Raw genomic sequence first — 23,791 nt, forward strand, 5'->3', positions numbered from 1 at the left:
CAGGTCCATCGAGGTTTTCTTAAACGGGCCCGCAGCTCCGCTTCACGCCGTGCCGTACGGGTGCGGTTCTTGCTCCGTCCGGCGGACGGGCGGGCTCACACCGAGGTGTGGAGCCCGAGGAAGCGGGCCCGTCCCCCGTCGACCCGGTGGAGGAAGATGCCCGTCTGGGGCCGCACCTGGTGCGTGCTGTAGAAGGACAGCCGCCGGGTGATGCCCCGGTATTCGGTGCTCAGGATTCTCCCGGCCACCCCGTCGCGCGGCGCGTCGACGGCGCTCGTGGTGCGGCCGGCCCGCGCGATCAGGCCCACCGCGTCGTACGCCTCGGCGGCCCAGGTGCCGGGCGCCGAGCCGAACCGTTCGCGGTGCGCGGCGGTGAACGCCCTGGCCGCGGGCAGGGCCGTCGGGTCGGTGTACGCCTCGCCGAAGACCCAGCCCTCGGCGGCCTTGCCCGCGTCCCGGAGGAAGGCCGGGGCGAGGACGGGGCCGAGCGACATCCCGGTGCCGGTGAAGCCGGCGGCGGCCAGGTCCTTGGCGCAGCGGGCGCCCCGGGCAGCGGACGATCCGGCGTAGACGACCGCGCCCGCCCCGGCGGCGACCGCGGCGCGGGCGGCGGGGGCGAAGGTGCGGGCGGTGGCCGCGACGGACTCCGTGGTGTACCTGACCCCGTCGACCGGGGCTTTCGGCAGGTGGTCCCTGATCGCCCAGCTGCCCTGCGCGTCCGCGCGGTCCTCGATGATGACGACGTGGTCGGTCGGCCGGACACGGGCCAGGTAGGAGATCAGCCCGATGGCCAGCGCCGGATCGAACGGCCGCAGTACGCACAGGGATTCGGTGTCCGTCCACTTGGCGGTGGTGGAGCGGGCCGCGACGAGGACCTGGGCGAGGCGCGCCTTCTGGTAGCGGCCGACGATCTCGGCGTCCGCGACCTCCGAGGTGGGGCCGATGACGGCGAGCACCCGGGGGTCGGCGGTGATCCGGTCGGCGACCTGGAGGGCGCGGGCGGTGTCCCCCGCGTCGTCCTCGGTGCGCAGCGTGAGCGTGAAGGTCTTGTCCGTACGGGAGTTGTGGTCGTCGATCGCGAGGAGGGCTCCGCGCTGGTGGGCGAGGCCGACGGCTCTGCCCGCTCCGGTCAGGTCCGCGTGCAGGGCGACGCGGTACGCGGGAAGGGGGCCGGGTGCCTTTCCCGTGCCGCCGCGCCGGGTGGCGGCCACCCAGGCGGCGGTCCCTCCGCCCGCGAGGGCGACGGCGCCGGCCGCTCCTGCGGCCAGGACGCGTCGCCGGGTCGGGCGCGGCGGTTCCGGGTCCCCGGTGGCGGCGGGCGGTTCGGGGTCGGGGAGGGCGAGAGCGGCGGCCGAGCGGGCGGCGACCGTGGCGGCCAGGCCGGGCACCTCCCAGTCGGCGGGGCTTCCCGCGAGGGTCCGGGCGACCTCCCCGGTGCCCGGCCGGTCGGCCGGGTCCTTGGCCAGGCAGGCCGTGACCAGGGGCAGCAGCGCGGCCGGCACCCCGTGCAGGTCCGGCTCCTCGTGCACCGTGCGGAAGAGGACCCCGGCCGGTGTTCCCGTCCCGAACGGGCGCCGTCCGGTCGCCGCGTACACGAGGACGCAGCCCAGGGAGAACACGTCGCAGCCCGGTCCGAGCGGCCCCGCCACGGCCTGTTCGGGGGCCAGGTAGCCGGGGGTGCCGATCACCGCGTCGGTGGCGGTGAGCGCGGTGGCGCCCTCGTGGCGGGCGATGCCGAAGTCGATGAGGCGGGGCCCGTCGAGCGCGAGGAGGACGTTGCCGGGCTTGACGTCGCGGTGCAGGAGGCCCGCTCCGTGCACCGCGAGGAGCGCTTCGGCCAGCCGCGAGCCGAGTGCCCGGACCGTGTCGGCGGGCAGCGGTCCCCGGGTCCCGACGACTTCCGCGAGGGAGGGTCCCGGCACGAACGCGGTGGCCAGCCAGGGCTCCGGGGCCTCGGTGTCGGCCCCGGTCACCGGGACGACCCAGGGGCCGGTGATCCGGGCAGCGGCCTCGGCCTCGCGCCGGAACCGGGCCCGGAATCCGGGGTCCGCGGCGTGCTCGGCGTGGATCACCTTCACGGCGGCGAGCGAGCCGCCGGACGTGCGTGCCAGGTAGACGACGCCCATGCCGCCCGCACCGAGGCGGACGAGGGTGCGGTACGCGCCGATGGTGCGCGGGTCGTCCGAGGTGAGCGGTCGCATGCGGGATCAGGCCGTGGCCTTCGGCGCGGCACCGAGGTAGACGTAGCGTCCGTCCCGCACCCCGTAGAGGTAGGCGGCGTCGCCCTTGATCCGGTGGTCGTCGTCGAAGACGTACGTACGGGAGACGCCCTCGTACGTGGATGCGGCGATCTTCGCGACGAGCGCGCTGCGCGACGGGCGCTTCGGGCGGCCGGCCTTCGTCCCGGCGAGGGCGGTGACGGCGGCTATCGCGATCCCGGCCGCGTCGTACGCCTCGGCGGCCCAGTGCGCGGGGGCGGCGTCGAAGGCGGCGCGGTGGGCCGCGGCGAACTTCTTGGCCGCGGGCGCCGCCGGGTCGGTGAAGGGTGCGGTGAACTCCCAGTTCTCGGCGGCCTGTCCGGCGTCCTTGAGGAAGCGCGCGTCCATGGCGGTGTGCATGGCCATCCGGGGCCCCTTGAAGGAGGCGGCGGCGAGGGCGCGTGCGGTGCGTGCGGCCCCGGCCGCGTCTCCGGCGTAGAAGAGGGCGTCGCTGGCGTGCGCGAGCATGTCCTCGACCACGGGGGCCAGGTCCTGTGTGCCGGCCGGGACGACGCGCGGGTAGGTGGTGCCGGTGGTGATCTGGCCGGTCAGCATGTTGGTCAGGTAGCCGGCCTGGTAGGCGGACTGCCCGCCGACCCGGTCGAGCAGGACCCCGAGCCGCTCGACATCGGGCCGCAGCACCAGGCGCCGGATGATCGGCTGGGCCAGTACGCCGTCGGAGGGGGCGGCCTGGAAGAAGGACTTCCTGGCGCGGGCGGCGTAGGTGAGCTGGAGCGAGGACACGGTGAGGACGGGCAGCATCGCCTCGTCGTAGGCGCCGAGCACGGCCTCCGTCGCGGCGTCGCCGGTCGGGCCGACGACGGCGAGCACATCACGGTCGCGGGCGAACCGGTCGGCTGCCTGCACCGCTCGGGCGGTGTCTCCCCCGTCGTCGCGGACCTGGACGGTGAGCGTGAAGGGCTTGTCCGCGCGGGCGTTGAACTGCTGGACGGCGAGCCTGACCCCGCGCTCCTGGGCCCGCCCGGCGGCGCTCCGGGGGCCGGACAGATCGGCCTGCACCCCGATGATCCAGGCCCGTTCGCCGGGGGCGGCCGCATCGGAGCCGCTGTCGTCGCGCAGCCACTCCCGTACGGCGAACCCGCCCCCGGCCGCGACCACGAGGCCGGCGCCGGCGAACAGCAGGACCTTGCGCCGGCCCGGTGCGGGCGGCGCGGTGTCATCGGTGACCGTCGGGTCGATGCCGGGCAGGTCGAGCATGGCGGCGGAGCGGTCGGCCACAAGTGCCGCCATGTCCGGGGGCAGCCAGTCGGTGGAGCCGTCGGGCGCGTCCTCGGCGATCAGGGTGTCGAGTCCGGCGGCGGTGGGGCGCGCCCCGGGCTCCTTGGCCAGCAGGGCGGCGAGCAGGGCGCGGAGTTCGGGGTCGTCGATCCCCGCGAGGTCGGGCTCGTCGTGGACGGTCCGGTAGAGCAGCGCGTCGGCGGCCCCGCTGCCGAACGGCGGACGCCCGGTCGCCGCGTACGCCAGGAGGCAGCCGAGGGAGAAGAGGTCGCTCGCGGAGCCCGCTTCGGTGCCGCCTCCGGTGGCCTGTTCCGGGGAGAGGAAGCCCGGGGTCCCGACCACCAGGCCGGTGGCGGTGAGCGCGGTGGCGTCGGCGGACCGCGCGATGCCGAAGTCGATCAGGCGCGGTCCGTCGACCGTGAGCAGGACGTTGCCCGGTTTGACGTCGCGGTGGACAAGTCCCGCAGCGTGTACGGCGGCCAGGGCGCGGGCGAGCAGCCGGCCGAGCACCCGGACGCCGCGTGCGGGCAGCGGCCCGCACCGGGCGACGGCCTCCGACAGCGCGGGGCCCGGCACGAACGCGGTGGCCAGCCAGGGCCGTTCGCCCTCCGTGTCCGCGCCGGTGACCGGGACGGCCCAGGGGCTCTCCACCCGGCGGGCGGCCTCGACCTCGCGCCGGAAGCGGGTCCGGAAGTCGTCGTCGGTGGCGTATTCGGGCAGGATCACCTTGATCGCGGCCAGGGCGCCGGCGTCCGTACGGCCGAGGTAGACGACCCCCATGCCGCCGGCGCCGAGCCGTCCGAGCAGCCGGTGCCCGCCGATCCGTGCGGGGTCGGAGGGGCGCAGTTTCTCCATCACGCTCTCCCTCTCTCAGCTCTGCTTCTCGACTGCGGTCCCAAGGTCCTGCAACATGGCGGAGTGGGCCTGGTTCGTCAGCGCGTCGATCTCGGCGTCGCTCCAGCCCTCGGCCCCCTTGCCGGTCACGGCCACGGTGAACTGGAGGGTCTGCGACAGGTACCAGGAGTACGGGTACGGGCCGCCGCCGAGTTCCTCGTTCTGGTACTGCCCGGCCTCGAACAGCGCGTCCTCGGCGCTCTCCTGGGACTCTCCCCGGGCCAGTGAGGACGCGATCATCGACCCGATGAACTCGCCCTGGCTCAGTTGCTGCGTGGGGCAGCGCATCGTCTCCTCCACGGACTCGGCCATCTCCCACCGGGCGTCTTCCCGGGTGCGGTGCACGGTCACGACGGCGGAGAGCCGCAGCGGTCCCCTGCCGCCCGCCGCCGGCACCTCGAAATAGCGGCTCAGGGTGGCGAGGACGTGGGCCTGTGGCTTCTTCTGCTGCCAGACGCAGTCGGTGCCCAGGACGGGCCAGGTCGCCGGATCGCTCTCGTACGGGCGGCGTTCGACCACTCCGGGGCCGAAGGCGGCGGGCTTCGCGATGATCCGGCGGATGAGGCCGAGCGCTTCCTTGCGGGTCGCCGGGAGCCTTGCCGGGTCCGCGTCGATGACGCCGGTGTCCGAGGGCCCGGAACCGGGGTCGGCTCCGGCGGCGCCGGTCGCGGAGGCGCTCGCGGAGGGCCCCGCGCCGGGGCCACCACCGCTGACACAGGCCACCAGCACCAGTGGCGCCAGCAGCAGCGCCCCGTATCCCCGCAATCCGCGTATCGCCCTTGCGCACGCCACGATCGGCCACCCCGTCTCCCCGAAGACCGCCCCGATCCTATGAGCGCGGACCCTTCGGGGGCGGGGGACGCCAAAACTGTTGCGCCATCAAGACGTTGGGGCTGCCGCCGCCGGGCCGCCGCACCGGCCTCGCGGGCCTTCCGCGTCGACTGCGGCGCCACCGCCGCGGGGGACGGCAGCGCGGGCTCACCGTGGAACGCGCCCGGCCCCGGGCCGTGATCCGGGGCAACACGGTCTCGGACATCGGCGGCGACGCGATCGTGCCGCATCACACCGAGGGCGCGCTGATCGAGTACGACAAGGTCGACGGCTCCCGCGAGCGCGAGCCCGCGCACTGCGCGGCCGGCCGCGTACCCGACCGCGGCGCCCACCAGTTGTCCACGGGCTACGTCCGGCCGGCCCGTCGGCCGGGGTCAACCGGATCTCCGCCGGCACGCAGGCCATCGACGTACCGGCGCCCTCCCGGCTCAGTCGCGCGGCCAGGGCCGCCCGTCGAGGCGCTCGATGTCCCGGTTGAGCCGGGCGAGGTCGTCCGCGAAGCGGGCGGCCTCCTGCGGCGACCAGTCGGCCAGGACGCGCTGAAGGCCCTCCCGGTTCTCGGCCCGGTCCTTGTCCAGCCGGCGTTCACCCTCGTCCGTGATGACGAACTTCCGGGCGATCCCGCCGTCCGGGTCGGCGATACGCTCGACCACACCGGCACGGAGCATGGCCGCGGTCTGCCGGTTGAGCGTGGAGGTGTCCAGGCCGAAGGCGTCGCGCAGCTGGCCGATGGACATCGGCCCCTGGACGCGGATACGGCTGAGCAGGATGTAGGCGCTGCGGTCGAGTCGCCCGTCGCCCCGCGAGGTCAGCAGACTCATGTGCCGGCCAAGCAGCATCGTCTCGAACTCGATCCGGTCCACGGGCATGTCCACGCGAGGCTTCCTTCAGTTGCCGGGCTCGCCTCCTGGCGGGGCGGGCGACCTCTTTTGTACATATATACCATAGATATGCACTATGCACGATTCATGCATAGTGCATATCTCGTGCATGATACATATCAAAAGTGGCCGACGAGCGCCTCACGAGCGGGCCCGCTGTCCCCCGAGGGGTGGAACTACGCGCCATCGCCCCGAACCGGCCACCGTCCCGACCGTAGACTCGCCGGATGGCGAAGTATTTCGACGTACATCCCGAAAACCCCCAGCGGCGCACCATCACCAACGTGGCCGAGAGCATCCATTCCGGGGCACTCGTCGCGTATCCGACGGACTCCTGCTACGCGCTCGGGTGTCAGCTCGGCAGCCGCGACGGCATCTCCCGCATCCGCGCGATCCGCAATCTCGACGACCGGCACCACTTCACGCTCATGTGCCAGAACTTCGCCCAGCTCGGGCAGTTCGCGCAGATCGACAACGATGTGTTCCGCGCGGTCAAGGCGGCGACGCCCGGCCAGTACACCTTCATCCTTCCGGCGACGAAGGAGGTACCGCGCCAGCTGCTGCACCCGAAGAAGAAGACCGTGGGCGTACGCATCCCCCAGCACACCGTCGTCCAGGCCCTGCTGGAGGAACTCGGCGAGCCGCTGCTCTCCAGCACCCTGCTCCTGCCCGACGAGGCGGAGCCGATGACCCAGGGCTGGGAGATCAAGGAGCGCCTGGACCACGAGGTGGACATCGTCCTCGACTCCGGCGACGCCGGTACGGAACTCACCACCGTCATCGACTACTCCAGCGGCGAGCCGGAGATCGTACGACGCGGAGCGGGCGACCCCTCCCGCTTCGAGTGAGCCGGCGCGCGGGCGGATGAACCGCGAGCGCCGCCGCCGGCGAGGTTCCACCGGCGGCGGCGCGTGGCCCGCGCTGTGCGTACGGGTCAGCGGAAGGTCAGGGAGGCCGAACCCGGTTCGGCGGTGATCGAGCCGGGGCAGAGGAAGCTGCCCGAGCTCTTCGACGCGGTGAACGCCTCGTTGAGGTAGGTACGGGTGGAACCGTCGCGGGTCCAGCCGACACCGGTCGCCTGATAGCTGCACGTGACGATCGACTGCTTCACCGTGATGTCGATGAGGTCGGACGCCGCGGTGCCCGCCGCGTCGTCGAAGGTGAGCGTCGGGCTGTTGTTGAGGGTCGCGCTCGCGCCGCCGGTACAGCTCAGGCTGCTGTTGACGGTCCCGCCGTCGATGGTCAGGGCGGCGGGCGGGTCCGCGCTGGCGGCGGCGTCGGTCCAGGTGCAGGTGGAACCGGCGGCCGTGATGACGCCGTCGACGAGCTGCGAGGCCGCGGGGCCCGCGCTCGCCGCGGTGGACGCACCCGCGGTGGCCAGGGCGGCCAGGGCGGTGACGCACAAGAGTTTCGGTGTGAGCCTCATGTCACTCCTTCTTGTCACGCACGTGTGGGGGTACGGCCCGGCCGCGCCCCGTGGGGATGGTCCGCGCTTCCGGGCGTGTCATGGACGGTCCCACACAAACTGACGTTATGTCAGGTGCACGTCAAGACCTGGCCGGATCGCGCCCCTCGAAAGTGTCGGCCTGCTGCGGACATCGCGCCGCGGGCCCGCCAGAATCAGCGGGGAACGGTTTTGATCCGTGGCAGCCGAACCCGAAACCCCGCAGACCGGCCCCCACATCTGATAAGCAGCATCACTCAGCCCGCTCAAGCGAAAGCCGCAACAGTTGAAGACCCTCGCGCAGTTGCACTACACCTCCGCGACGGACGGGGACGAGCCCGCATCCGGCGGGGCAGAACCGATACCGGCGCGTTTCACCGCGGTCGACGCCGCGATACCCGCGTCCGTGCTCACCGAGGCAGGACCGCTGCTGGCCTACGAGCCGCCGGCCGGCACCGGACCCGGGCTCCCCGACGCCGCGTTGCGCGCGCTGCCCGATTCCCTCAGCTACAGCGTGCTCTCCGACGGCGGCCATCTGCTGGCCCGGACGGTCGCGTCCCGCTCCGGGCGGACCTCCCGGGTGGGCTTCCACGCGCACGCGGTCCACCTCCCGCCCGGCGGCCGGCTCCCGGGCGGCGTGCTCCCGATCACCGCCTGCCGGGCCGCCCGTTGGGCCGCGGCGACCCCCGGGCGCCCTCTGCCCGACCCGCTCGCCACGCTGCCCGGTGCCACCGGCCACCACGCCCGGGAGCGCGAGGGGCTGAACGACTTCGCCGTCTCGCGCGGCCCCTGGCTCGCGGGGGTGCTGGCCGATCTGCGCGGGCTGTGCGAGCCGGACGCGGCCGGCCGCGTCGTGCTCGTCGAGGCACAGAGCGCGGACGTGGCCCGGTGGATCGCGCTCGCCTGCGTCGCCCTGCCCGACGAGCTCGCCGAGCGGCTGACGTTCACGACCTACACCCGCCGTCCGCTGCGGGCCCCGCAGCGGATCGTCGGCGTGCTGCCCGAGGACGCCGAGGAGTTGACGGGCCCGGACGTGCGCGTGCACCGCTGCGCGGGGGCCCGCCCGGAAGGGGCCGTGGACGACGCCTGGGCGGAGACGGCCGCGCGGATCTGGCGCAACCGCGCACCCGAACTGTTCCGGGAGGCCGCCGAACTGCCGGGGGAGCCGTTCGCCCCCGGGCCGGTCGCGGTGACCGCGCTGTGCGCGGGCATCGCGCTGGGGACGGGCGGGCGCGCCGCCGCCGCGGAGTGGGCCGCCGAACGCCCGTACGCGCTGGACGCGAAGCGGACCCGGCAGCTGGTCGACGCGCTGACCGCCCCTGGCGTGGACGAGCGCTCGGGCCCCGAATTCGACGCCGCGGGACGGCTGTTCGCCGCGCTGGACGGCCGCTCCCCCACGACCACCACGGCCCCACTGGCCGCGATGCTGGTGACGGAGGCGGTACGCGGCGGCAACGGCTCCCTCGAACTGCCGGGCCGCACCGCCTTCAGCGGGCCCGAGGGCGCGGCCGTCGCCGGGGTGCTCGGGCCGGAGATCCTGACCGAGCTGGGCAGCGCGGGCGTCGGCCTCGACGTGGCCCGCACGGTGCAACTCCTGCGGGTGGCACGGCTGCTGGAGGTGGACTGCGCCGAGCTGCTGCCCTCCGTCCTGGACCGGCTCGCNCCCNCCCTGCTGGCGGGCGGCGAGGACGGGAGCGCCCCGGACTGGGCGCCCGCGCTGCTGGAGCTGATGGACGAGCAGTTCGACGTGCGTACAGCCCTGCTGGGCGCGCTCGACCGGATCGCGCCGGACAGCCCGGCCGGGGTGGAGCGACTGCTGCTGCGGGTGCCGCTGCCGTTCACCGGCACGCAGTCGCTGCCGCATCTGCGGATGTGCGCCGGGGCGCCGGAGGCCAAGGCCGGCTGCGGCGCCGACCGGGTGGCGGCGCTGCAAAGGGTTCTGCGGGCCGGCGGGATGTCGCCGTTCGCGGAGCCGCTGGTGCTGCGGACGGCCGTGGGCCTGGTGTGGGAGGCGGCCGCCCCGACGGCGGCCGAGGCGCGGCTGCTGCTGGAGGCCGCGACCTCGGACGCGCACCGGGCGGCCGGCACCTGGTCGCATCTGGTGGCCGCCGCGCTCGCGTCCGGTCCCGGGGACGGCGAGGCTCCCGAGCTGGCCCATGACCTGCTGCGCGGCTTCCCGCAGGAGACCGGGGGCCGGGTGCGGGCGGCGCTGCTGCTGCTCGATTTCGCCCGCGAGGTGGGCTCGGGGGCCGCCGAGCCGGAGTGGGCCGAGCGGGTGCGGGCGCTGCGGGCGGAGGCCGAGCCGGTGGAGCCCGGGGTGCTCGGGCAGGCGTGCGACGCGGTGGCCGGGCGGCTGCTGGCGCCGGAGCGGCCCGAGGCGGAGCTGTACGCCCTGGTGCACAGCGGCGACGCGGACCTGATCGCCGCCTACGACCGGGCCGCGCGCGGTGACAGCGTCCGGGCCCGGCTGGCGGCCGACTCCGCGTACGCCGCCGACTGCTTCACCGTCTGGACGGCCCATCCGCACGCCGGCCCCGCCTGGAGCGGGGTCGCCGGGGCGCTGCTGGAGGAGGTGCTGCGCCCGGTGGTGCGGGGGCTGCCCGCCGACCGGGTCGCGGCGGTCGAGGAGGCCGTCGGCAGCTCGGGCAGCAGCGTCCGGGCGGAGGCCTTCCGGGACTGGAACCGCCGGGAGCGCCGCGGCCTGAGCCGGCTGGGCCGGCGCATCGCGGGCCGGGTGCGGCGGTCCTGAGCGTGGCGCGGGGGCGCCCGCGCGTCGCGGTACCGTGGTGGTCACCGATCTCGTGCGCCCTCCTGGCGGGCTGCGTGAACCCCAGGAGGAGCAGCACATGACGACGAACCGCGGCCGCAAGGACGTCATCCGGGACCGGATGGCGGGGACCGGTGAGTCGTACAACGTGGCCGCCCGCAATCTCAAGGCGATGAAGGACATGGGCGCCACGCGGGAGGCCGTCCTCACCCAGCGCTGGCGGCCGGCCGACTCCCTGGACGTGCCCTGCCCCTGCGGCGGCACCTGCGAGCCGGGCGAGCGGTGCGCGCGCTGTCACGCGCCGCACCGGCACGTGGCGCGCTACCCGGGCAGCACGACCGAGGTGGAGACCTGGGTGGACCGGTACGAGTGCCTGGGCTGCCCGGCCTCGTACACCCTGACCGTCGTCCTGCCCGGCCGCCCGTGGGGTGTCGCGGAGACCGTGGTCCAGGGCGGCGCGGCGGAGCCGGTGGTGCGGGCGCGGGTCTTTCCCGGCGTCGCGCACCCGCTGCTGCGGCAGGAGGAGCCGCACGAGGACTGACGCGGCGCACCGGTCCCCGTACGGGCCGGATCAGTCCCGCGGCGTCAGCCGCAGGGAGATCGAGTTGATGCAGTACCGCTGGTCGGTCGGGGTGGGGTAGCCCTCGCCCTCGAAGACATGGCCCAGGTGCGAGCCGCAGCGGGCGCAGCGGACCTCGGTGCGGACCATGCCGTGGCTGCGGTCCTGGATCAGTTCGACCGCGTCGGTGTCCTTGGGGTCGTAGAAGGACGGCCAGCCGCAGTGCGACTCGAATTTCGTGTCGGAGCGGAACAGCTCCGCGCCGCAGGCACGGCAGGAGTAGACACCGGCGGTTTTGGTGTCGGTGTACTCACCGACGAAGGCGGGCTCGGTGCCCGCCTTGCGCAGCACCGCGTACTCGGCGGCGGTGAGCTCCTTGCGCCACTGCTCGTCCGGCTTCTCGACGTCGTACGCCACGGGTGGCTCCTTCAGCTCGACAGGTGGTCCAGGATCTGCGGGCCGAGGTCGGTGACGTCGCCCGCTCCCATGGTGAGAACGAGGTCGCCGGGCTTCGCCATTCCCGCGACGGCCTCGGGGACCTCCGCCTTGTCGTGGACGGCGGTGACGTCGGCGCCGGCGGCCCGCGCGGCGTCGATGATCAGGGCGCTGGTGACGCCGGGGACCGGGTCCTCGCGGGCCGGGTAGATGTCCAGGACCACGGAGGCGTCGGCGAGGGCGAGGGCCTGGCCCATCTCGGTGCCCAGCTCCTGGGTGCGGGAGAACAGGTGGGGCTGGAAGACGACGAGGAGCCGGGCGTCGGAGGCGGCGCCGCGCATGGCCTCCAGGTCGGCGGTCATCTCGGTGGGGTGGTGGGCGTAGCTGTCGATGACCTGGACGCCGGCCGCCTCGCCCTTGAGCTGGAGGCGGCGCTTGACCCCGGTGTACTTGCCGAGGGCCGAGGCGAGGTTGTGGGCGGGGATGCCGAGGGCGATGCCCGACGCGAGGGCGGCGACGGCGTTGAGGGCGTAGTGGCGGCCGGGGACCGAGACCGCGAAGGTGAGGAACTTGCCGCCCAGGACCACCGTGACCTCGCTGGTCAGGCCGCGCGGGGTGATCTTGTGGACGCGTACGTCGGCGGCCTCGGACTCGCCGTAGGTGACGACCGTGAGCGCGGGCAGGGCGGCGCGCACCCGGCGGGTCAGTTCGACGGCGCCGGACTGGTCTGCGGAGACGACCAGGGTGCCGCCGGGGACGATCTTGCCGGCGAAGGTCTCGAAGGACTCGTGGATCTCGTCCATCGAGGCGTAGTTCGCGTGGTGGTCCAGCTCGGCGTTGAGGACGATCGCGACGTCGGGGTCGTACTTGTGGAAGCTGCGGTCGCTCTCGTCGGCCTCGGCGACGAAGATGTCGCCCTCGCCGTGCGTGGCGTTGGTGCCGGGGCCCGCCAGGTCGCCGCCGATCGCGTACGAGGGGTCGAGGCCCAGCTCGCTCAGGGCGACGGCCAGCATCGACGTGGTCGTCGTCTTGCCGTGGGTGCCCGCGACGGCGATGGAGCGCACTCCGTGCATGAGGGAGGCCAGCGCGTCGGAGCGGTGCACGACGGGGACCGACAGCTCCCCGGCGCGCACCAGCTCCGGGTTGTCGGCGCGGATGGCGCTGGAGACGACCACGCAGGTGGCGTCGTCGGCCAGGTGTCCGGCGGCGTGCCCGATGTGGACGGTCGCCCCCAGCGCGCGCAGCGCCTCGGCGGTCGGGGACTCCTTGGCGTCGCTGCCCGCGACCTTCGCGCCGCGCTGGGCGAGGATCTTCGCGATGCCCGACATTCCGGCGCCGCCGATGCCGATGAAGTGCGGTCGTTCCATGGCGGCGGGAATGCCGGGTGCCATCTGTGCTCCTCAGGGTCCTTGGGTCTGCGGGCCGGTGCCACTCCGGGGCCGCCGCCCCAGCCTATTCGCTGTGCGCGAAGAGCTTGAGCACCGGGACGCCGACCTTGTGCCGGGCGCGGGAGGCCCAGTCGCGGTGGAAGAACTCCTCGACGTAGTGGGGTGCGGTCAGCACGATGACCTCGTCGGCCTCGGACTCCTCGACCACGGTGGTGAGCTTGTCCAGGGGGTGGTTCTCGATCACCTGTCCGACGGCCTCGGAGCCCGCCTGGCGCAGGGCCTCCAGGGACACCTGGAGGGCGAGCTCGGCGGATTCCCTGGCGTTCTTGCCCTCGGGCTCCTCGCTCTCGCGGGCCGCTTCCTTCAGTTCGCCCATCGCGAGGTCGTCAATGGCCCGCAGGAGCACATCCGCCTGGTCGCCGCGCGGCTGCATGAGGACGACGAAGGACGTCGAATCGTCGCCGTGCAGGGTGGTGACGAATTCGACGTCCCCGGACGTGAGGGCCTTCTCGATCATCAAAACGCTGGTGAACACCACAGGAGCCCTTCTCTTCAGCAACCGTCGCCGGTCGCTGCTGAAACCATCCTTCCCCGTGCTCGCACGGGGTCTGCGAGATCCATTCTGCCCACGGATCGCTAACCGGAACGGGATATTCCGCTGATTGACGCCCGCCGGGGCAGTACGGGAGAGCCGCGCGCCGCCCCTGGCGGCCATTCGGGCGGCGGCCGTGCGTCAGCTCCGGCGGTACCGGGAGAAGAGGAAACCGTCCTCCTCCAGCAGGGAAGCCAAGGCGAATCGTTTCGGCACGGTGACGGCGGGCCCGCCCGCGATCCGCTGGGCGTCACCGGCCGTGAGCAGGGGCGCGACGGTCAGGCACAGCTCGTCCAGCACCCCCGCCGCCACGAACTGCCCGAGCAGCCGGGGCCCGCCCTCCGTCAGCAGCCTGCGCAGCCCCCGGTCGGCCAGCTCCCGCACGGTCCTGGCGGGGTCGACGCGCGAGCCCTCCCCCGCGATCACCACGTCGGCGCCGGCCTTCCGGGCCGCCGTGATCCGGTCGGGCGGGGCGCCCGCACCGGTCAGCACGAGCGTCGGGACGAGCGGGGAGACGAACAGCGGGAGCGAGAAGTCCAGGTCCAGGCTGCCGCTCACCACGGCGACGGCCGGGGCGGGGCCCTGGCCGGCCGCCGCCCGCCGCGCCGCGAAGGCCTCCCGGGCGCGGGCCGGCCGGTACCCCTCCAGGCGTACGGTCTCCGCGCCCGCGATCACCACGTCGGCCAGACCGCGCAGGGTGCCGAAGATCCGCATGTCGCTCTCGCAGGAGATCGGCTGGGAGCGGCCGTCGTGCTGGGCGGCCCCGTCGAGGGTCGACACCATGTTGGCGCGCAGCCAGGGGCCCTCCGTGCCGGGATAGGCGTAGGCGTCGGCGAGGTCGTCCAGGCTCCACGCGCGCGGGGCGTCGGCCGCTGTCAGGTCGGTCACAGGGAACAGGCGTCGCATGTGCGGCAGTCTGACACGGCCGTAAGCTTGACGGTTGTGTCGTCCTCCCACGCCGTGCCGGGGTCAAGCCCCATAGCCGAAACGGCCCCGCTGTCCCTGTGCGCCCGCGAGCCGCACGTCCCCGCCGACCGTCTGGTCGCGGAGATGGTGCCACCGCCGCGCTTCGACTCGGTACGTTTCGATACGTACGTACCCGACCCGAACCAGCCGAGCCAGACCGAGGCGGTCCGGGTCCTGAGCGACTTCGCCGCCGGGCTCGGCGGGGCGCACGCCTCCGGGTCCGGCAAATCCGCAAGAGCGCGAAACGCGTCCCGTGAGGGGCGGTGGCGGGCGGCGGGCGGGCTGTTCGGGCGCAGGACGGCGGTCCGGGCCTCCGGTCCGCGCGGGGTGTATCTCGACGGCGGTTACGGCGTCGGCAAGACCCATCTGCTCGCCTCGCTCTGGCACGCCACGCCGGCCGCGCCCTCGCTGAAGGCGTTCGGGACGTTCGTGGAGCTGACGAACCTGGTGGGCGCGCTCGGCTTCCAGCAGACCGTGCGGACGCTGAGCGAGCACCGGCTGCTGTGCATCGACGAGTTCGAGCTGGACGACCCGGGCGACACCGTGCTGGTGTCCTCGCTGCTGAGCCGACTGGTCGAGGCGGGGGTGGCGCTCGCCGCGACCTCCAACACGCTGCCCGGCAAGCTCGGCGAGGGCCGGTTCGCGGCGGCCGACTTCCTGCGGGAGATCCAGGGGCTCTCCGCGCACTTCCGCCCCCTGCGCATCGACGGCGAGGACTACCGCCACCGCGGTCTGCCCGACGCCCCGCCGCCCTACTCGGACGAGCAGGTCACCAAGGCGGCGTACGCCACCGACGGCGCCAGCCTGGACGACTTCCCCGCGCTGCTCGACCATCTGGCCCGGGTCCACCCGAGCCGGTACGGCGCGCTGACGGACGGGCTGCGGGCGGTGTGCCTGACCGAGGTGCGGCCGGTGCCCGACCAGTCGACCGCGCTGCGGCTGGTGGTGCTCGCCGACCGGCTGTACGACCGGGAGGTGCCGGTGCTCGCGTCCGGGCTGCCGTTCGACCGGCTGTTCAGTGAGGAGATGCTGAACGGCGGGTACCGGAAGAAGTACTTCCGGGCGATCTCCAGGCTGACCGCGCTGGCGCGGGACGCGAAGGGGCTGGTGGAGCAGTAGGTTCGGGGGCGTAGGACGTACCACCGGCCGGGCACGACGGTGTGCCCCGCCGTTCTTCGTACCACCGCGCATTCCGTTTGAAGGGAACCAGCATGGCTACCACGCGTCAGGCGCACACGGTCTGGGAAGGCAACCTCCTTGAGGGCAAGGGCGTCGTCACGTTCGACTCCTCCGGGATCGGTGACTACCCGGTCTCCTGGCCGTCCCGCGCCGAGCAGGCGAACGGGAAGACCAGCCCGGAGGAGCTGATCGCCGCGGCCCACTCCAGCTGCTTCTCGATGGCCCTCTCCAACGGTCTCGCCTCGGCCGGCACCCCGCCGACCCGGCTGGACACCAAGGCCGAGGTCACGTTCCAGCCGGGCACCGGCATCACGGGCATCCACCTCACCGTGGAGGGCAAGGTGCCGGGTCTCGACGAGGCCGGCTTCGCCAAGGCGGCCGAGGAAGCGAAGGCGAACTGCCCGGTCAGCCAGGCCCTGTCGGGCACCACGATCACGCTGAGCGCCTCGCTCGCCTGATCCTCTCCCCCGTGTCCCCGGGCGGGCGCCCCGCGCGCCGGCCCGGGGACACGGCTGTTCCCGGGCCGGCCGTGTTCACCTTCCGGCCATCTTGAATCCTCCTGCAATACACCCGGGTTTCTCATCGCTTCCTCATCCGTCGTTGGTTGCGTATCGCGGGCCGGCCGGTCCGGCACGGACGACGAAGGAGGCGCACGGTGTCGCAACCCGACACGGCTCCGCCCGGAGGGCCCGCCCAGGGGCGCCCCACGGGCACGGAGGACCCCCCACCGCTGCATGTGGCGAGCAGGCTGCACGCCTTCAACAGATACGAGCTCAAATACCTGGTCCCCGTGGACCTGGCCGCGGACCTCCGCGACGAACTCGCGGAGCGGATGGACCGCGACCTGAACAGTCCGGTCGGCGGTTACGGCGTGTGGAGCCTGTACTACGACTCCCCCGAACTGCGGTTCTACTGGGAGAAGATCGAGGGCCTGAAGTTCCGCCGCAAGCTGCGCATCAGGCACTACGGCGATCCGGTCGGGGTCACGGACGACTCCCCGGTCTGCGTCGAGGTCAAACAGCGCGTCAACCGGGTCACCCAGAAGCGCCGCATCACCCTGCCCTACGGCACGGCCCGTCAGCTCTGCGACGAGCGGCGGACGGTGGAGCACGCGCCGAACGAGCGCGCGTTCATCCATGAGGTGCTCGACCTGGTCGTACGGTTCAACCTCCGGCCCACCGCGATGACCGGGTACCAGCGCGAGGCGCTGGTCGGGCGCGCGTCGGACACCGGGCTGCGGGTCACCTTCGACCGGCGTATCCGGGGCCGCGACCGCGACTTCCACTTCGGGCAGGCGAATCCGGAGAACCGGTTCACCGTCCCGCCGCACATGTCGGTGATGGAGATCAAGGTCAACGAGCGCACCCCGCACTGGATCACCGACCTGGCGGCCCGCCGCAACCTCAGCCTCATCCGGGTCTCCAAGTACGTCCAGTCCATCGAGGCGTTCGGGCTGGCACCCCGCTCCGTCTTCCATCTCGACGAGGCGGCCTGCCCGCCGCCCGCCACCCCTCTCGACACGCGGCTGCCGGCACAGGTGTCGCCGGTGAAAGCAGGAGCACAGTGAATTTCGATCTGCAGGAACTCAGCGGGACGTTCAGCGTCACCGACGTCGTCGCGGCGATGGTGCTGTCCTTCGTCCTGAGCACGATCATCGGTTACGTCTACCGGTACACCCACCGGAACGTGTCCTACAGCCAGTCCTACGTGCAGACCCTCGTCATCGTCGGCATGATCGTCGCACTGATCATGCTGGTCGTCGGCTCCAACCTGGCACGGGCGTTCTCCCTGGTCGGCGCGTTGTCCGTGGTCCGGTTCCGTAACGCGGTCAAGGAGACCCGGGACGTCGGGTTCATCTTCCTGGCCATGGCGATCGGCATGGCCTGCGGTGCGCGCTTCTACACGCTGGCCGCGGTCGGCGCGGTCGTGATCTGCGTGGTCGTCGTCATCATGCACAAGTTCGACTGGTTCGCCCTGAACGTCCAGCGCCAGGTCGTCAAGGTCCAGGTCCCGGCGGGCGAGGACTACACCCCGGGCATCCGTGACGTCCTGATCAAGTACACGACCGAGTTCGAGCTGGTGAGCACGGAGACGATCCGCGGCGGGGCGCTGAACGAGGTGTTCTACACGGTCCGCATGAAGAAGGGCACGGAGCCCGGCGACCTGGTCACGGCGTTGCAGGAGCGCACCTCCGGCCAGCGGGTGACGGTCCTGACCGGTTACGACACCACCGACCTGTGAGCCCCGTCGACGGCACGCCCCGGAGGCGACGGCTGCGGGACCGCGTGCCCGTACGGCTGCGGCACCACTGGAAGCCCGCCGGCGCCCTGTGCGCGGGGCTCGCGGTGATGCTGTACGCCTTCGGCGACGCCCGCATCTCCCCGTACGTCACCTCCTCCTCGCGGGTGGAGGCCGACACGATCACGGAGAACGTCGGCGGCCCGGTCGGGCTGTACGACACCTCCGTGCGGCACTCCGTGCAACTGGAGTACAAGCAGACCGACTTCGACAAGATGATGAAGGAGTTCAAGAAGGACGGGACCAAGGACTCGATCCCGGCGGACCTCACCATCGACGGGGTCTACCTGACGGACGTCGGCATCCGCCTCAAGGGCAACTCGACCCTGATGTCCCTGCGGGGCAGCAACCGGGGCGGCGGCGGTATGCCGGCCGGCGGCGCGGGCGGTATGCCGGGCGGCGGCGCTGGGCAGCGAGGCGGGCAGGGAGACGGCCGGATGCCCGGCGGGGATGCCTCGGGCGGCGCACAGCCGCCGGGCGCCCCGGCGGACGGCGGCCCGACGGCCGGCGGTCAAGCGGCCGGCGGAGACGGGGCCGCCGCCGGTGGCGGTCAGCCTGCTGGTGGTCAGCCTTCCGGTGGCCCGACGGCCGGTGGTCAAACGGCCGGTGGTCAAACGGCCGGCGGAGGCGGGGCCGCCGCCGGTGGCGGCGCGGCCGGTGGCGGCGCGGCCGGTGGGCGGGGCGGGGGTGGCGGGATGACGCAGTACAACCTGTCCGCCGACAAGCCCGAGGAGCTGCCCTGGCTCATCAAGATCGACGAGTACGTGGAGGGCCGCGCCTACCAGGGCGAGCGGGAGATCTCGCTGCGTCCGGGCAGCAACTCCCAGGTCCCGCTCAACGAGGCGCTGGCGCTCTCGCTGATCGACGGGACCGGGGAGCCGGCCGAGCGGTACAGCCTCTCGACCCTGAAGGTCAACAACCGGCCGACGGCCGTGCGGCTGATGGTCGAGAACCCGGACACGGAGTACGCCGAGGCCGTCGAGGGCGAGTCCGTGGTCTACAAGGCCAGGGCGGGCGGGACGTTCGACTACCAGGGGGACGACCCCTCGAAGTACGAGACGTCCTTCCGGCAGCTGAACAAGGTCGGCAGCCAGGACCTCGAACCCGTGATGAAGCTGACGAAGTGGGTGGAGAATGCCTCCGACGAGGAGTTCGCCGCCGACCTGGACAAGTACGTGGACGTCGACTCGTTCGCCCACTACGTCGCGGCGCAGAACCTGCTGATGAACTTCGACGACATGGCGGGCCCGGGGAAGAACTACCTGCTCGGGTACGACCTGAACGCCAAGAAGTTCTCGGTGCTGGGCTGGGACTACAACCTCACGTTCAGCGGGGACGCCACCGCCGGGCCCGACGACCGGATGAGCATGGGCGGCGGCGGTGCCGGAGGACCGGGCGGCGGCCAGGCCGGCCAGGGCGGTCAGGCCGGCCAGGGCGGTCAGGCCGGCCAGGGCGGTCAGGCCGGGGAGGCGCCCGAGGGCATGCCCGATATGGCGGGCGGTCCGGGAGCACCCGGCGGTGACGGCGACGACGCGGCCGGCGGCCGGCGCGGCGGCGGCATGATGTCCGGCCACGCGCTCAAGACCCGCTTCCTGGAGCTCGACGCCTTCGACTCGGTCTACAAGGCGGCGTACAAGGACCTGTACGAGAAGTTCTACGCCTCCGGCAAGGCCACGAAGACGCTCAAGGACCTCGCGGAGCAGGCGACCCGGGCCGGTATCTCCGAGAAGGAGGCCGCGAGCATGGTCTCCACTCTGCGCACCACGGTCACCGAGCGGACGGCGGCGCTGGCGAAGAACAAGGAGGTGACCGGCTGACCGGCGTCGCGCCCCGGCAGGAGGCCTCGCGTGCCCTCCTGTCCCGGGGCGCGCCGTCGTACGCCCCGGGCCGGCCGGGGCGTTCCTGTGAACCCGCACATGTTCGGCCGTTAGCATCGCGTGCGTTCCGACCGCACAGCGCCGCCAAGGGCCTGTCCGGCGGATCTTCGTGGATCAGCCCGCGGCGTCTGGTGCATCCCCGAGTTCTCGGCTCCGCTCGAACAGGGGAGACCCCACTCCTCGCCGTGCGCCCGGATCGCCCTCGTACTGGACGTACTCGGGTGATTCGGGCGTGCGGCGAGAGTGCGTGCCAGGCGTCGCGGGCCCGCGAAGATCCGCCGGACAGGCCCTAGCCCGGCGTGCGTCTTCCCGCAACGCCGCGAGGTGATCCTTCCGATGGGCGACCGGCCGGCCCGGCACACCGTTCTCGTCGTCGAGGACGACCCGGGCATCCGTACCCTGCTCACCTCGGCCCTGAACGCGGCCGGGTACAGCGTCGTCTCGGCGGCCAACGGGGGCGACGCGGCGGGCGAGGTGGAGCGGGGCCGGCCGGACCTGATCGTGCTGGACGTGATGCTTCCGGACACGGACGGGTTCGCCGTGACGCGCGAGCTGCGGTCCCGCGGCGACTACACCCCGGTGCTGTTCCTGACCGCCCGCACGGACATCGAGGACCGCATCATCGGGCTCAGCTCGGGCGGCGACGACTACGTCACCAAGCCGTTCCACATCCAGGAGATCCTGCTGCGCATCCGGGCCATCCTGCGCCGCACCGGGGGCGCGCCCCGGCCGCCGGCCGAACAGCCCCCGCTGCGGTACGCGGACCTGAGCGTCGACCGCGAGCGGCACACCGTGCACCGGGCCGGCGCGCCCGTACAGCTGTCGCCGACCGAGTTCCGGCTCCTGGTGTGCCTGGCGTCCCAGCCGGAGAAGGTGCTGGAGAAGCAGGACATCCTGCTGGCCGTGTGGCAGTACGGCTTCGCCGGGGACACCCGGATCGTCGACACGTACATCAAGAACCTGCGCCGCAAGATCGACCGCGCCGGGCGGCCGCTGATCCACACCGTGCGCGGCGTCGGCTACTGCCTGCGGCTGCCGCGCGAGGACGCGCCGTGAGGCAGCGGGCGCGCCGGCTGCGGCCCCGCTCGGTGCGGACCCGGCTCGTGCTGATCTCCACCGTGCTGGCCACGGTGGCCGTGCTGGTCTCGCAGGCCGCCGGTCTCGCGGTCATGCGGTCCTGGCTGACCGGCCAGATCGACCACCGCCTGACCGGCTTCCGGCCGCCTCCCCCGGCCGCGTACGCCCCGGCGCACGGCAGGCGGCCGGACGCTCCCGAGCCCCGCGAGGACGCCCTGCCGTCCGACTACCGGGTCTTCTTCTACGCCTCGGACGGCCGGCTCCGTCCCGACTCGCTGGGCAGCGGCAGCGGCCGGCCCCGGCTGCCCTCCACCGTCTCCGCCCTCACGCTGGAGAGCGGGCGTCCCACGACCGTGCCCGCAGCCGACGGGGGCTCGCGCTGGCGGGTGATCGCGGACACCGGCCCGGACGGGCGGCGGGTCGTCGTCGCGCTCCCCCTCGACACCGTCGAGGGGGCCACGTCCAAGCTGCTGTGGTTCAGCCTCGCGATCGGCGCGGTCGTGGCCGCGGGTGTCGGGCTGCTGGGCAGCGCCGCCGTACGGCTGGGGCTGCGCCCGCTGGCCCGGATGGAACGCACGGCCCTGCGCATCACCGGCGGGGAGTCGGCCCTGACCGTCGCCGACACCGATCCGCGTACCGAGACCGGGCGGCTCGGCATCGCCTTCAACACGATGCTCGGCCAGGTCCGGGCGGCCCTGCACCGCAAGGACGCGTCCGAGCAGCGGCTGCGGCGCTTCATGGCGGACGCGGGCCACGAACTGCGCACCCCGCTCACCTCGATCCAGGGTTTCGCCGAACTCCTCGTGGAGCAGCCGCGCCTGCCCGCGGCGCGCCGGCGCGAGGCCCACGAGCTGATCGCCCGGAACGCGGAGCGGATGAGCCGTCTCGTCGACGATCTCTTCCTGCTGGCCAAGCTGGGGTACGCGCCCGTCGCGCACCGCGAGACCGTGGACCTGCTGTCGCTGGCGGCCGACGGGGTCGGCGCGGCGGTCGTCGCGCATCCGGGGCGAGAGGTGCGCCTCGCCCCGCTGGGCGGCGGAGGCGGGGGCGGTGCGGAGCCCGCGCTCGATGTGGTGGAGGCGCTGGGGGACGCGCACCAGCTGTCCCAGGTGATCGGCAACCTGCTGGCCAACGCCTGCCGGCACACCCCGCCCGGTACCCGCGTCGAGGTCCGGGTCGGCACCGTACGCACCGGCCCGGACACCGGGGGCACCGACAGGCCGGGCCGCGCCGGCGCGACGGCCGCGCTGCCGGCCGGGGTGCCGGCGTGCGTGGTGGAGGTCGCCGACGACGGGCCGGGGCTCGCGGCGGACGCGGCGCAGCAGGTGTTCGAACGGTTCTACCGGGGGCCCGCGGCCGGCCCGGACGGCGCGGAGCCGGGGTCGGGTCTCGGTCTGTCGATCGCCTCCACCATCGCCGAGGCGCACGACGGGCGGCTCGAAGTCGACACCCGGCCGGGCTACGGCTCCACGTTCCGTCTGCTGCTGCCCCGGAGCGTCGGCGCCGGTCCCGGAGACCTGCCGTGACAACGTCTGCCGGGAGGGCCGACGTTCACCGGAGCGCTCGAACGGGCAGACCCTCACCTGACGTCGCCATGTCATCTGTCCTGTCCCCCAGCAGGGAGTTGCCCATGTCAGTCTCACCCCGCCCCCTCACGACCCGGCGCACCGTCCTGGCCGCGAGCGGAGCCGCCGCCGTGTCGGTCGCCTTCACCGGGGCGTTCACCGAACTCTTCGCCGGAAGTTCCGCCGCGCGCGGGCACAGCGGTTACGGCCCGCTCGTCCCGGACCCGGACGGCCTGCTCGACCTGCCGAAGGGATTCCGCTACCGGGTGCTGTCCCGGGAGGGCGACCCGCTCCGCTCCGGTGAGGGCCGGGTCCCCAGCCACTGCGACGGCATGGCCGCGTTCGCCGCCCGGGGCGGGCACGTCCGGCTGGTGCGCAACCACGAGAACCGGGTGGACGCCGAGATTCCCGTACCGACGGTCGAGGGGCTCACCTACGACCCGATGGGCAAGGGCGGCTGTACGGCCCTGGAGCTCGACGGCCACAACCGGGTGCTGTCCGAGCGGGTCGCCATCGCCGGTACGGCGGTGAACTGCGCGGGCGGCCGGACCCCCTGGAACACCTGGCTGACCTGCGAGGAGACCGAGGACAGGGCCGGCACCAACGGCTATACGAAGGACCACGGCTACATCTTCGAGGTGGACGGCGCCGACCCGCACCGCACCGGCGCCGTGCCGCTGACCGCGATGGGCCGCTTCCAGCACGAGGCCATCGCGGTCGATCCGCGCGACGGGACGGTCTACGAGACGGAGGACGCGTTCGAGAAGCCGTTCGGGCTCTTCTACCGCTTCCTGCCGAAGAAGCCGCTGGGCGGCACGGGTTCGCTGCGGGCGGGCGGCCGGCTGGAGGCCATGCGGGTGCCGGGGGTCCCGGACCTCTCGGCGGTCCAGGAGACCGGGACGGTGTTCGAGGGCATCGAGTGGGTTCCCGTACCGGACCCGCAGGCCGCCGAAACCCCCATCCGCTTCCAGGACTTCGGCCCGAAGGGCATCACCCACGGCCAGAAGCTGGAGGGCTGCTACTGGGGCGGCTCCTGCGTCTACTTCGTCTCCAGCTTCGCGTACCGCGAGGAGGGTTCGGCGGCGGACCACTACGGACAGGTCTGGCGCTACGACCCCGCCGGGCGCCGGCTGACCCTGGTCGTCGTCTTCGGCCCGGACACCGACCTCCAGTTGCCCGGCGAGTCCCCCGACAACATCACCCTGGCCCCCGACGGCGGCCTGATGGTGTGCGAGGACGGCGGCGGGGCCCAGCACGTGTTCGGCCTGACCCGGCGCGGCGAGGTGTACGCGATGGCGCGCGGCCGGCAGAACATCGGCACGGCCGAGGCCCCGGAGTGGGGCGAGTTCGCGGGTGTCACGTTCGCGCCGGACTACGGGACGATGTACGTGAACGTCTACACCCCGGGCACCACGTTCGCTGTGACGGGCCCCTGGCGCTGACAAGCCGGGCGCCGTCCCCTTGGCCCACTGGGACGGCGGCCCGGCCCGGGTGCCGCCCGGCGTCGGTCAACGAGTAGGTTGATCGGTTATTTTCCGGAA

Annotated in this window: 20 protein-coding genes; 11 read left to right on the forward strand and 9 right to left on the reverse strand. The window is 73.3% G+C overall.

Annotated features, from left to right (window positions below):
- Positions 1-95: 95 nt before the first annotated feature.
- From B082_RS0126380 to B082_RS0126395, 4 genes are all read right to left on the reverse strand, one after another.
- The gene (locus tag B082_RS0126380; protein ID WP_018554802.1) at positions 96-2,201 is read right to left on the reverse strand and encodes a bifunctional serine/threonine-protein kinase/ABC transporter substrate-binding protein; all 2,106 of its coding nucleotides are present in this window, start codon (positions 2,199-2,201) and stop codon (positions 96-98) included.
- A 6-nt stretch (positions 2,202-2,207) separates the two neighbouring features.
- Positions 2,208-4,352, reverse strand: a complete 2,145-nt coding sequence (locus B082_RS0126385; protein ID WP_018554803.1) for a bifunctional serine/threonine-protein kinase/ABC transporter substrate-binding protein — start codon at positions 4,350-4,352, stop codon at positions 2,208-2,210.
- Positions 4,353-4,367: 15 nt separating this feature from the next.
- Complete coding sequence (locus B082_RS0126390; RefSeq protein ID WP_018554804.1) at positions 4,368-5,156, reverse strand: hypothetical protein; 789 nt, start codon at positions 5,154-5,156, stop codon at positions 4,368-4,370.
- A 494-nt stretch (positions 5,157-5,650) separates the two neighbouring features.
- Entirely contained in the window at positions 5,651-6,097 is a 447-nt protein-coding gene (locus B082_RS0126395; protein WP_018554805.1) for a MarR family winged helix-turn-helix transcriptional regulator, read from the reverse strand.
- Positions 6,098-6,330: 233 nt separating this feature from the next.
- On the opposite strand from B082_RS0126395, the gene B082_RS0126400 reads away from it, so the two are divergent.
- Positions 6,331-6,951, forward strand: a complete 621-nt coding sequence (locus B082_RS0126400; RefSeq protein ID WP_018554806.1) for an L-threonylcarbamoyladenylate synthase — start codon at positions 6,331-6,333, stop codon at positions 6,949-6,951.
- 86 nt (positions 6,952-7,037) lie between these two features.
- On the opposite strand, the gene B082_RS0126405 is transcribed toward B082_RS0126400, so the two are convergent.
- Entirely contained in the window at positions 7,038-7,529 is a 492-nt protein-coding gene (locus B082_RS0126405; protein WP_018554807.1) for a hypothetical protein, read from the reverse strand.
- 304 nt (positions 7,530-7,833) lie between these two features.
- Between B082_RS0126405 and B082_RS0126410 the strand changes: the two genes are divergently transcribed.
- Entirely contained in the window at positions 7,834-10,296 is a 2,463-nt protein-coding gene (locus tag B082_RS0126410) for a GTPase-associated protein 1-related protein (protein ID WP_018554808.1), read from the forward strand.
- Between the two features lie 97 nt (positions 10,297-10,393).
- Positions 10,394-10,855, forward strand: a complete 462-nt coding sequence (locus B082_RS0126415; protein WP_018554809.1) for a hypothetical protein — start codon at positions 10,394-10,396, stop codon at positions 10,853-10,855.
- 30 nt (positions 10,856-10,885) lie between these two features.
- On the opposite strand, the gene msrB is transcribed toward B082_RS0126415, so the two are convergent.
- From msrB to B082_RS0126435, 4 genes are all read right to left on the reverse strand, one after another.
- Positions 10,886-11,290, reverse strand: coding sequence for a peptide-methionine (R)-S-oxide reductase MsrB (gene msrB, locus B082_RS0126420; protein ID WP_018554810.1), 405 nt, complete (start codon positions 11,288-11,290; stop codon positions 10,886-10,888).
- A gap of 11 nt (positions 11,291-11,301) precedes the next feature.
- A complete protein-coding gene (murC, locus tag B082_RS0126425; RefSeq protein ID WP_018554811.1) occupies positions 11,302-12,699 on the reverse strand; it encodes a UDP-N-acetylmuramate--L-alanine ligase in 1,398 nt (465 codons plus the stop codon).
- Positions 12,700-12,760: 61 nt separating this feature from the next.
- Positions 12,761-13,213: a hypothetical protein gene (locus B082_RS0126430; RefSeq protein ID WP_018554812.1), complete on the reverse strand. Its 453-nt coding sequence runs from the start codon at positions 13,211-13,213 to the stop codon at positions 12,761-12,763.
- A 216-nt stretch (positions 13,214-13,429) separates the two neighbouring features.
- Positions 13,430-14,194, reverse strand: coding sequence for a pyrimidine reductase family protein (locus tag B082_RS0126435; protein WP_026250223.1), 765 nt, complete (start codon positions 14,192-14,194; stop codon positions 13,430-13,432).
- 36 nt (positions 14,195-14,230) lie between these two features.
- On the opposite strand from B082_RS0126435, the gene zapE reads away from it, so the two are divergent.
- From zapE to B082_RS0126475, 8 genes are all read left to right on the forward strand, one after another.
- Positions 14,231-15,373 carry a cell division protein ZapE gene (gene zapE / locus B082_RS0126440; protein ID WP_037710909.1) on the forward strand — a complete coding sequence of 381 codons (1,143 nt, stop codon included), beginning with the start codon at positions 14,231-14,233 and terminating at the stop codon, positions 15,371-15,373.
- 92 nt (positions 15,374-15,465) lie between these two features.
- The gene (locus B082_RS0126445; RefSeq protein WP_018554815.1) at positions 15,466-15,891 is read left to right on the forward strand and encodes an OsmC family protein; all 426 of its coding nucleotides are present in this window, start codon (positions 15,466-15,468) and stop codon (positions 15,889-15,891) included.
- Between the two features lie 197 nt (positions 15,892-16,088).
- Positions 16,089-17,000 carry a VTC domain-containing protein gene (locus B082_RS0126450; RefSeq protein WP_078622657.1) on the forward strand — a complete coding sequence of 304 codons (912 nt, stop codon included), beginning with the start codon at positions 16,089-16,091 and terminating at the stop codon, positions 16,998-17,000.
- The gene (locus B082_RS0126455; protein ID WP_018554817.1) at positions 16,997-17,674 is read left to right on the forward strand and encodes a DUF4956 domain-containing protein; all 678 of its coding nucleotides are present in this window, start codon (positions 16,997-16,999) and stop codon (positions 17,672-17,674) included. Before B082_RS0126450 ends, B082_RS0126455 begins: the two co-directional genes overlap by 4 nt.
- Positions 17,671-19,548, forward strand: coding sequence for a CotH kinase family protein (locus tag B082_RS0126460; RefSeq protein ID WP_026250225.1), 1,878 nt, complete (start codon positions 17,671-17,673; stop codon positions 19,546-19,548). The genes B082_RS0126455 and B082_RS0126460 overlap by 4 nt, the downstream gene beginning before the upstream one ends.
- Before the next feature lie 396 nt (positions 19,549-19,944).
- Positions 19,945-20,664, forward strand: coding sequence for a response regulator transcription factor (locus B082_RS0126465; RefSeq protein ID WP_018554819.1), 720 nt, complete (start codon positions 19,945-19,947; stop codon positions 20,662-20,664).
- On the forward strand, positions 20,661-22,211 hold the full coding sequence (locus B082_RS0126470; protein WP_018554820.1) for a sensor histidine kinase: 1,551 nt from the start codon (positions 20,661-20,663) through the stop codon (positions 22,209-22,211). The genes B082_RS0126465 and B082_RS0126470 overlap by 4 nt, the downstream gene beginning before the upstream one ends.
- Before the next feature lie 104 nt (positions 22,212-22,315).
- Complete coding sequence (locus B082_RS0126475; protein ID WP_018554821.1) at positions 22,316-23,692, forward strand: alkaline phosphatase PhoX; 1,377 nt, start codon at positions 22,316-22,318, stop codon at positions 23,690-23,692.
- Positions 23,693-23,791 lie beyond the last annotated feature (99 nt).

The sequence above is a fragment of the Streptomyces sp. ATexAB-D23 genome (assembly GCF_000373645.1).
Taxonomy (GTDB): Bacteria; Actinomycetota; Actinomycetes; order Streptomycetales; family Streptomycetaceae; genus Streptomyces; species Streptomyces castrisilvae.

What these genes read in the sequence shown, in the direction of transcription:
- B082_RS0126380 (WP_018554802.1), bottom strand. Translation starts at nt 2,201, where the DNA reads ATGCGACCGCTCACCTCGGACGACCCGCGCACCATCGGCGCGTACCGC.
- B082_RS0126385 (WP_018554803.1), bottom strand. Translation starts at nt 4,352, where the DNA reads ATGGAGAAACTGCGCCCCTCCGACCCCGCACGGATCGGCGGGCACCGG.
- B082_RS0126400 (WP_018554806.1), top strand. Translation starts at nt 6,331, where the DNA reads ATGGCGAAGTATTTCGACGTACATCCCGAAAACCCCCAGCGGCGCACC.
- B082_RS0126405 (WP_018554807.1), bottom strand. Translation starts at nt 7,529, where the DNA reads ATGAGGCTCACACCGAAACTCTTGTGCGTCACCGCCCTGGCCGCCCTG.
- B082_RS0126415 (WP_018554809.1), top strand. Translation starts at nt 10,394, where the DNA reads ATGACGACGAACCGCGGCCGCAAGGACGTCATCCGGGACCGGATGGCG.
- murC (WP_018554811.1), bottom strand. Translation starts at nt 12,699, where the DNA reads ATGGCACCCGGCATTCCCGCCGCCATGGAACGACCGCACTTCATCGGC.
- B082_RS0126430 (WP_018554812.1), bottom strand. Translation starts at nt 13,213, where the DNA reads ATGATCGAGAAGGCCCTCACGTCCGGGGACGTCGAATTCGTCACCACC.
- B082_RS0126435 (WP_026250223.1), bottom strand. Translation starts at nt 14,194, where the DNA reads ATGCGACGCCTGTTCCCTGTGACCGACCTGACAGCGGCCGACGCCCCG.
- B082_RS0126445 (WP_018554815.1), top strand. Translation starts at nt 15,466, where the DNA reads ATGGCTACCACGCGTCAGGCGCACACGGTCTGGGAAGGCAACCTCCTT.
- B082_RS0126465 (WP_018554819.1), top strand. Translation starts at nt 19,945, where the DNA reads ATGGGCGACCGGCCGGCCCGGCACACCGTTCTCGTCGTCGAGGACGAC.
- B082_RS0126475 (WP_018554821.1), top strand. Translation starts at nt 22,316, where the DNA reads ATGTCAGTCTCACCCCGCCCCCTCACGACCCGGCGCACCGTCCTGGCC.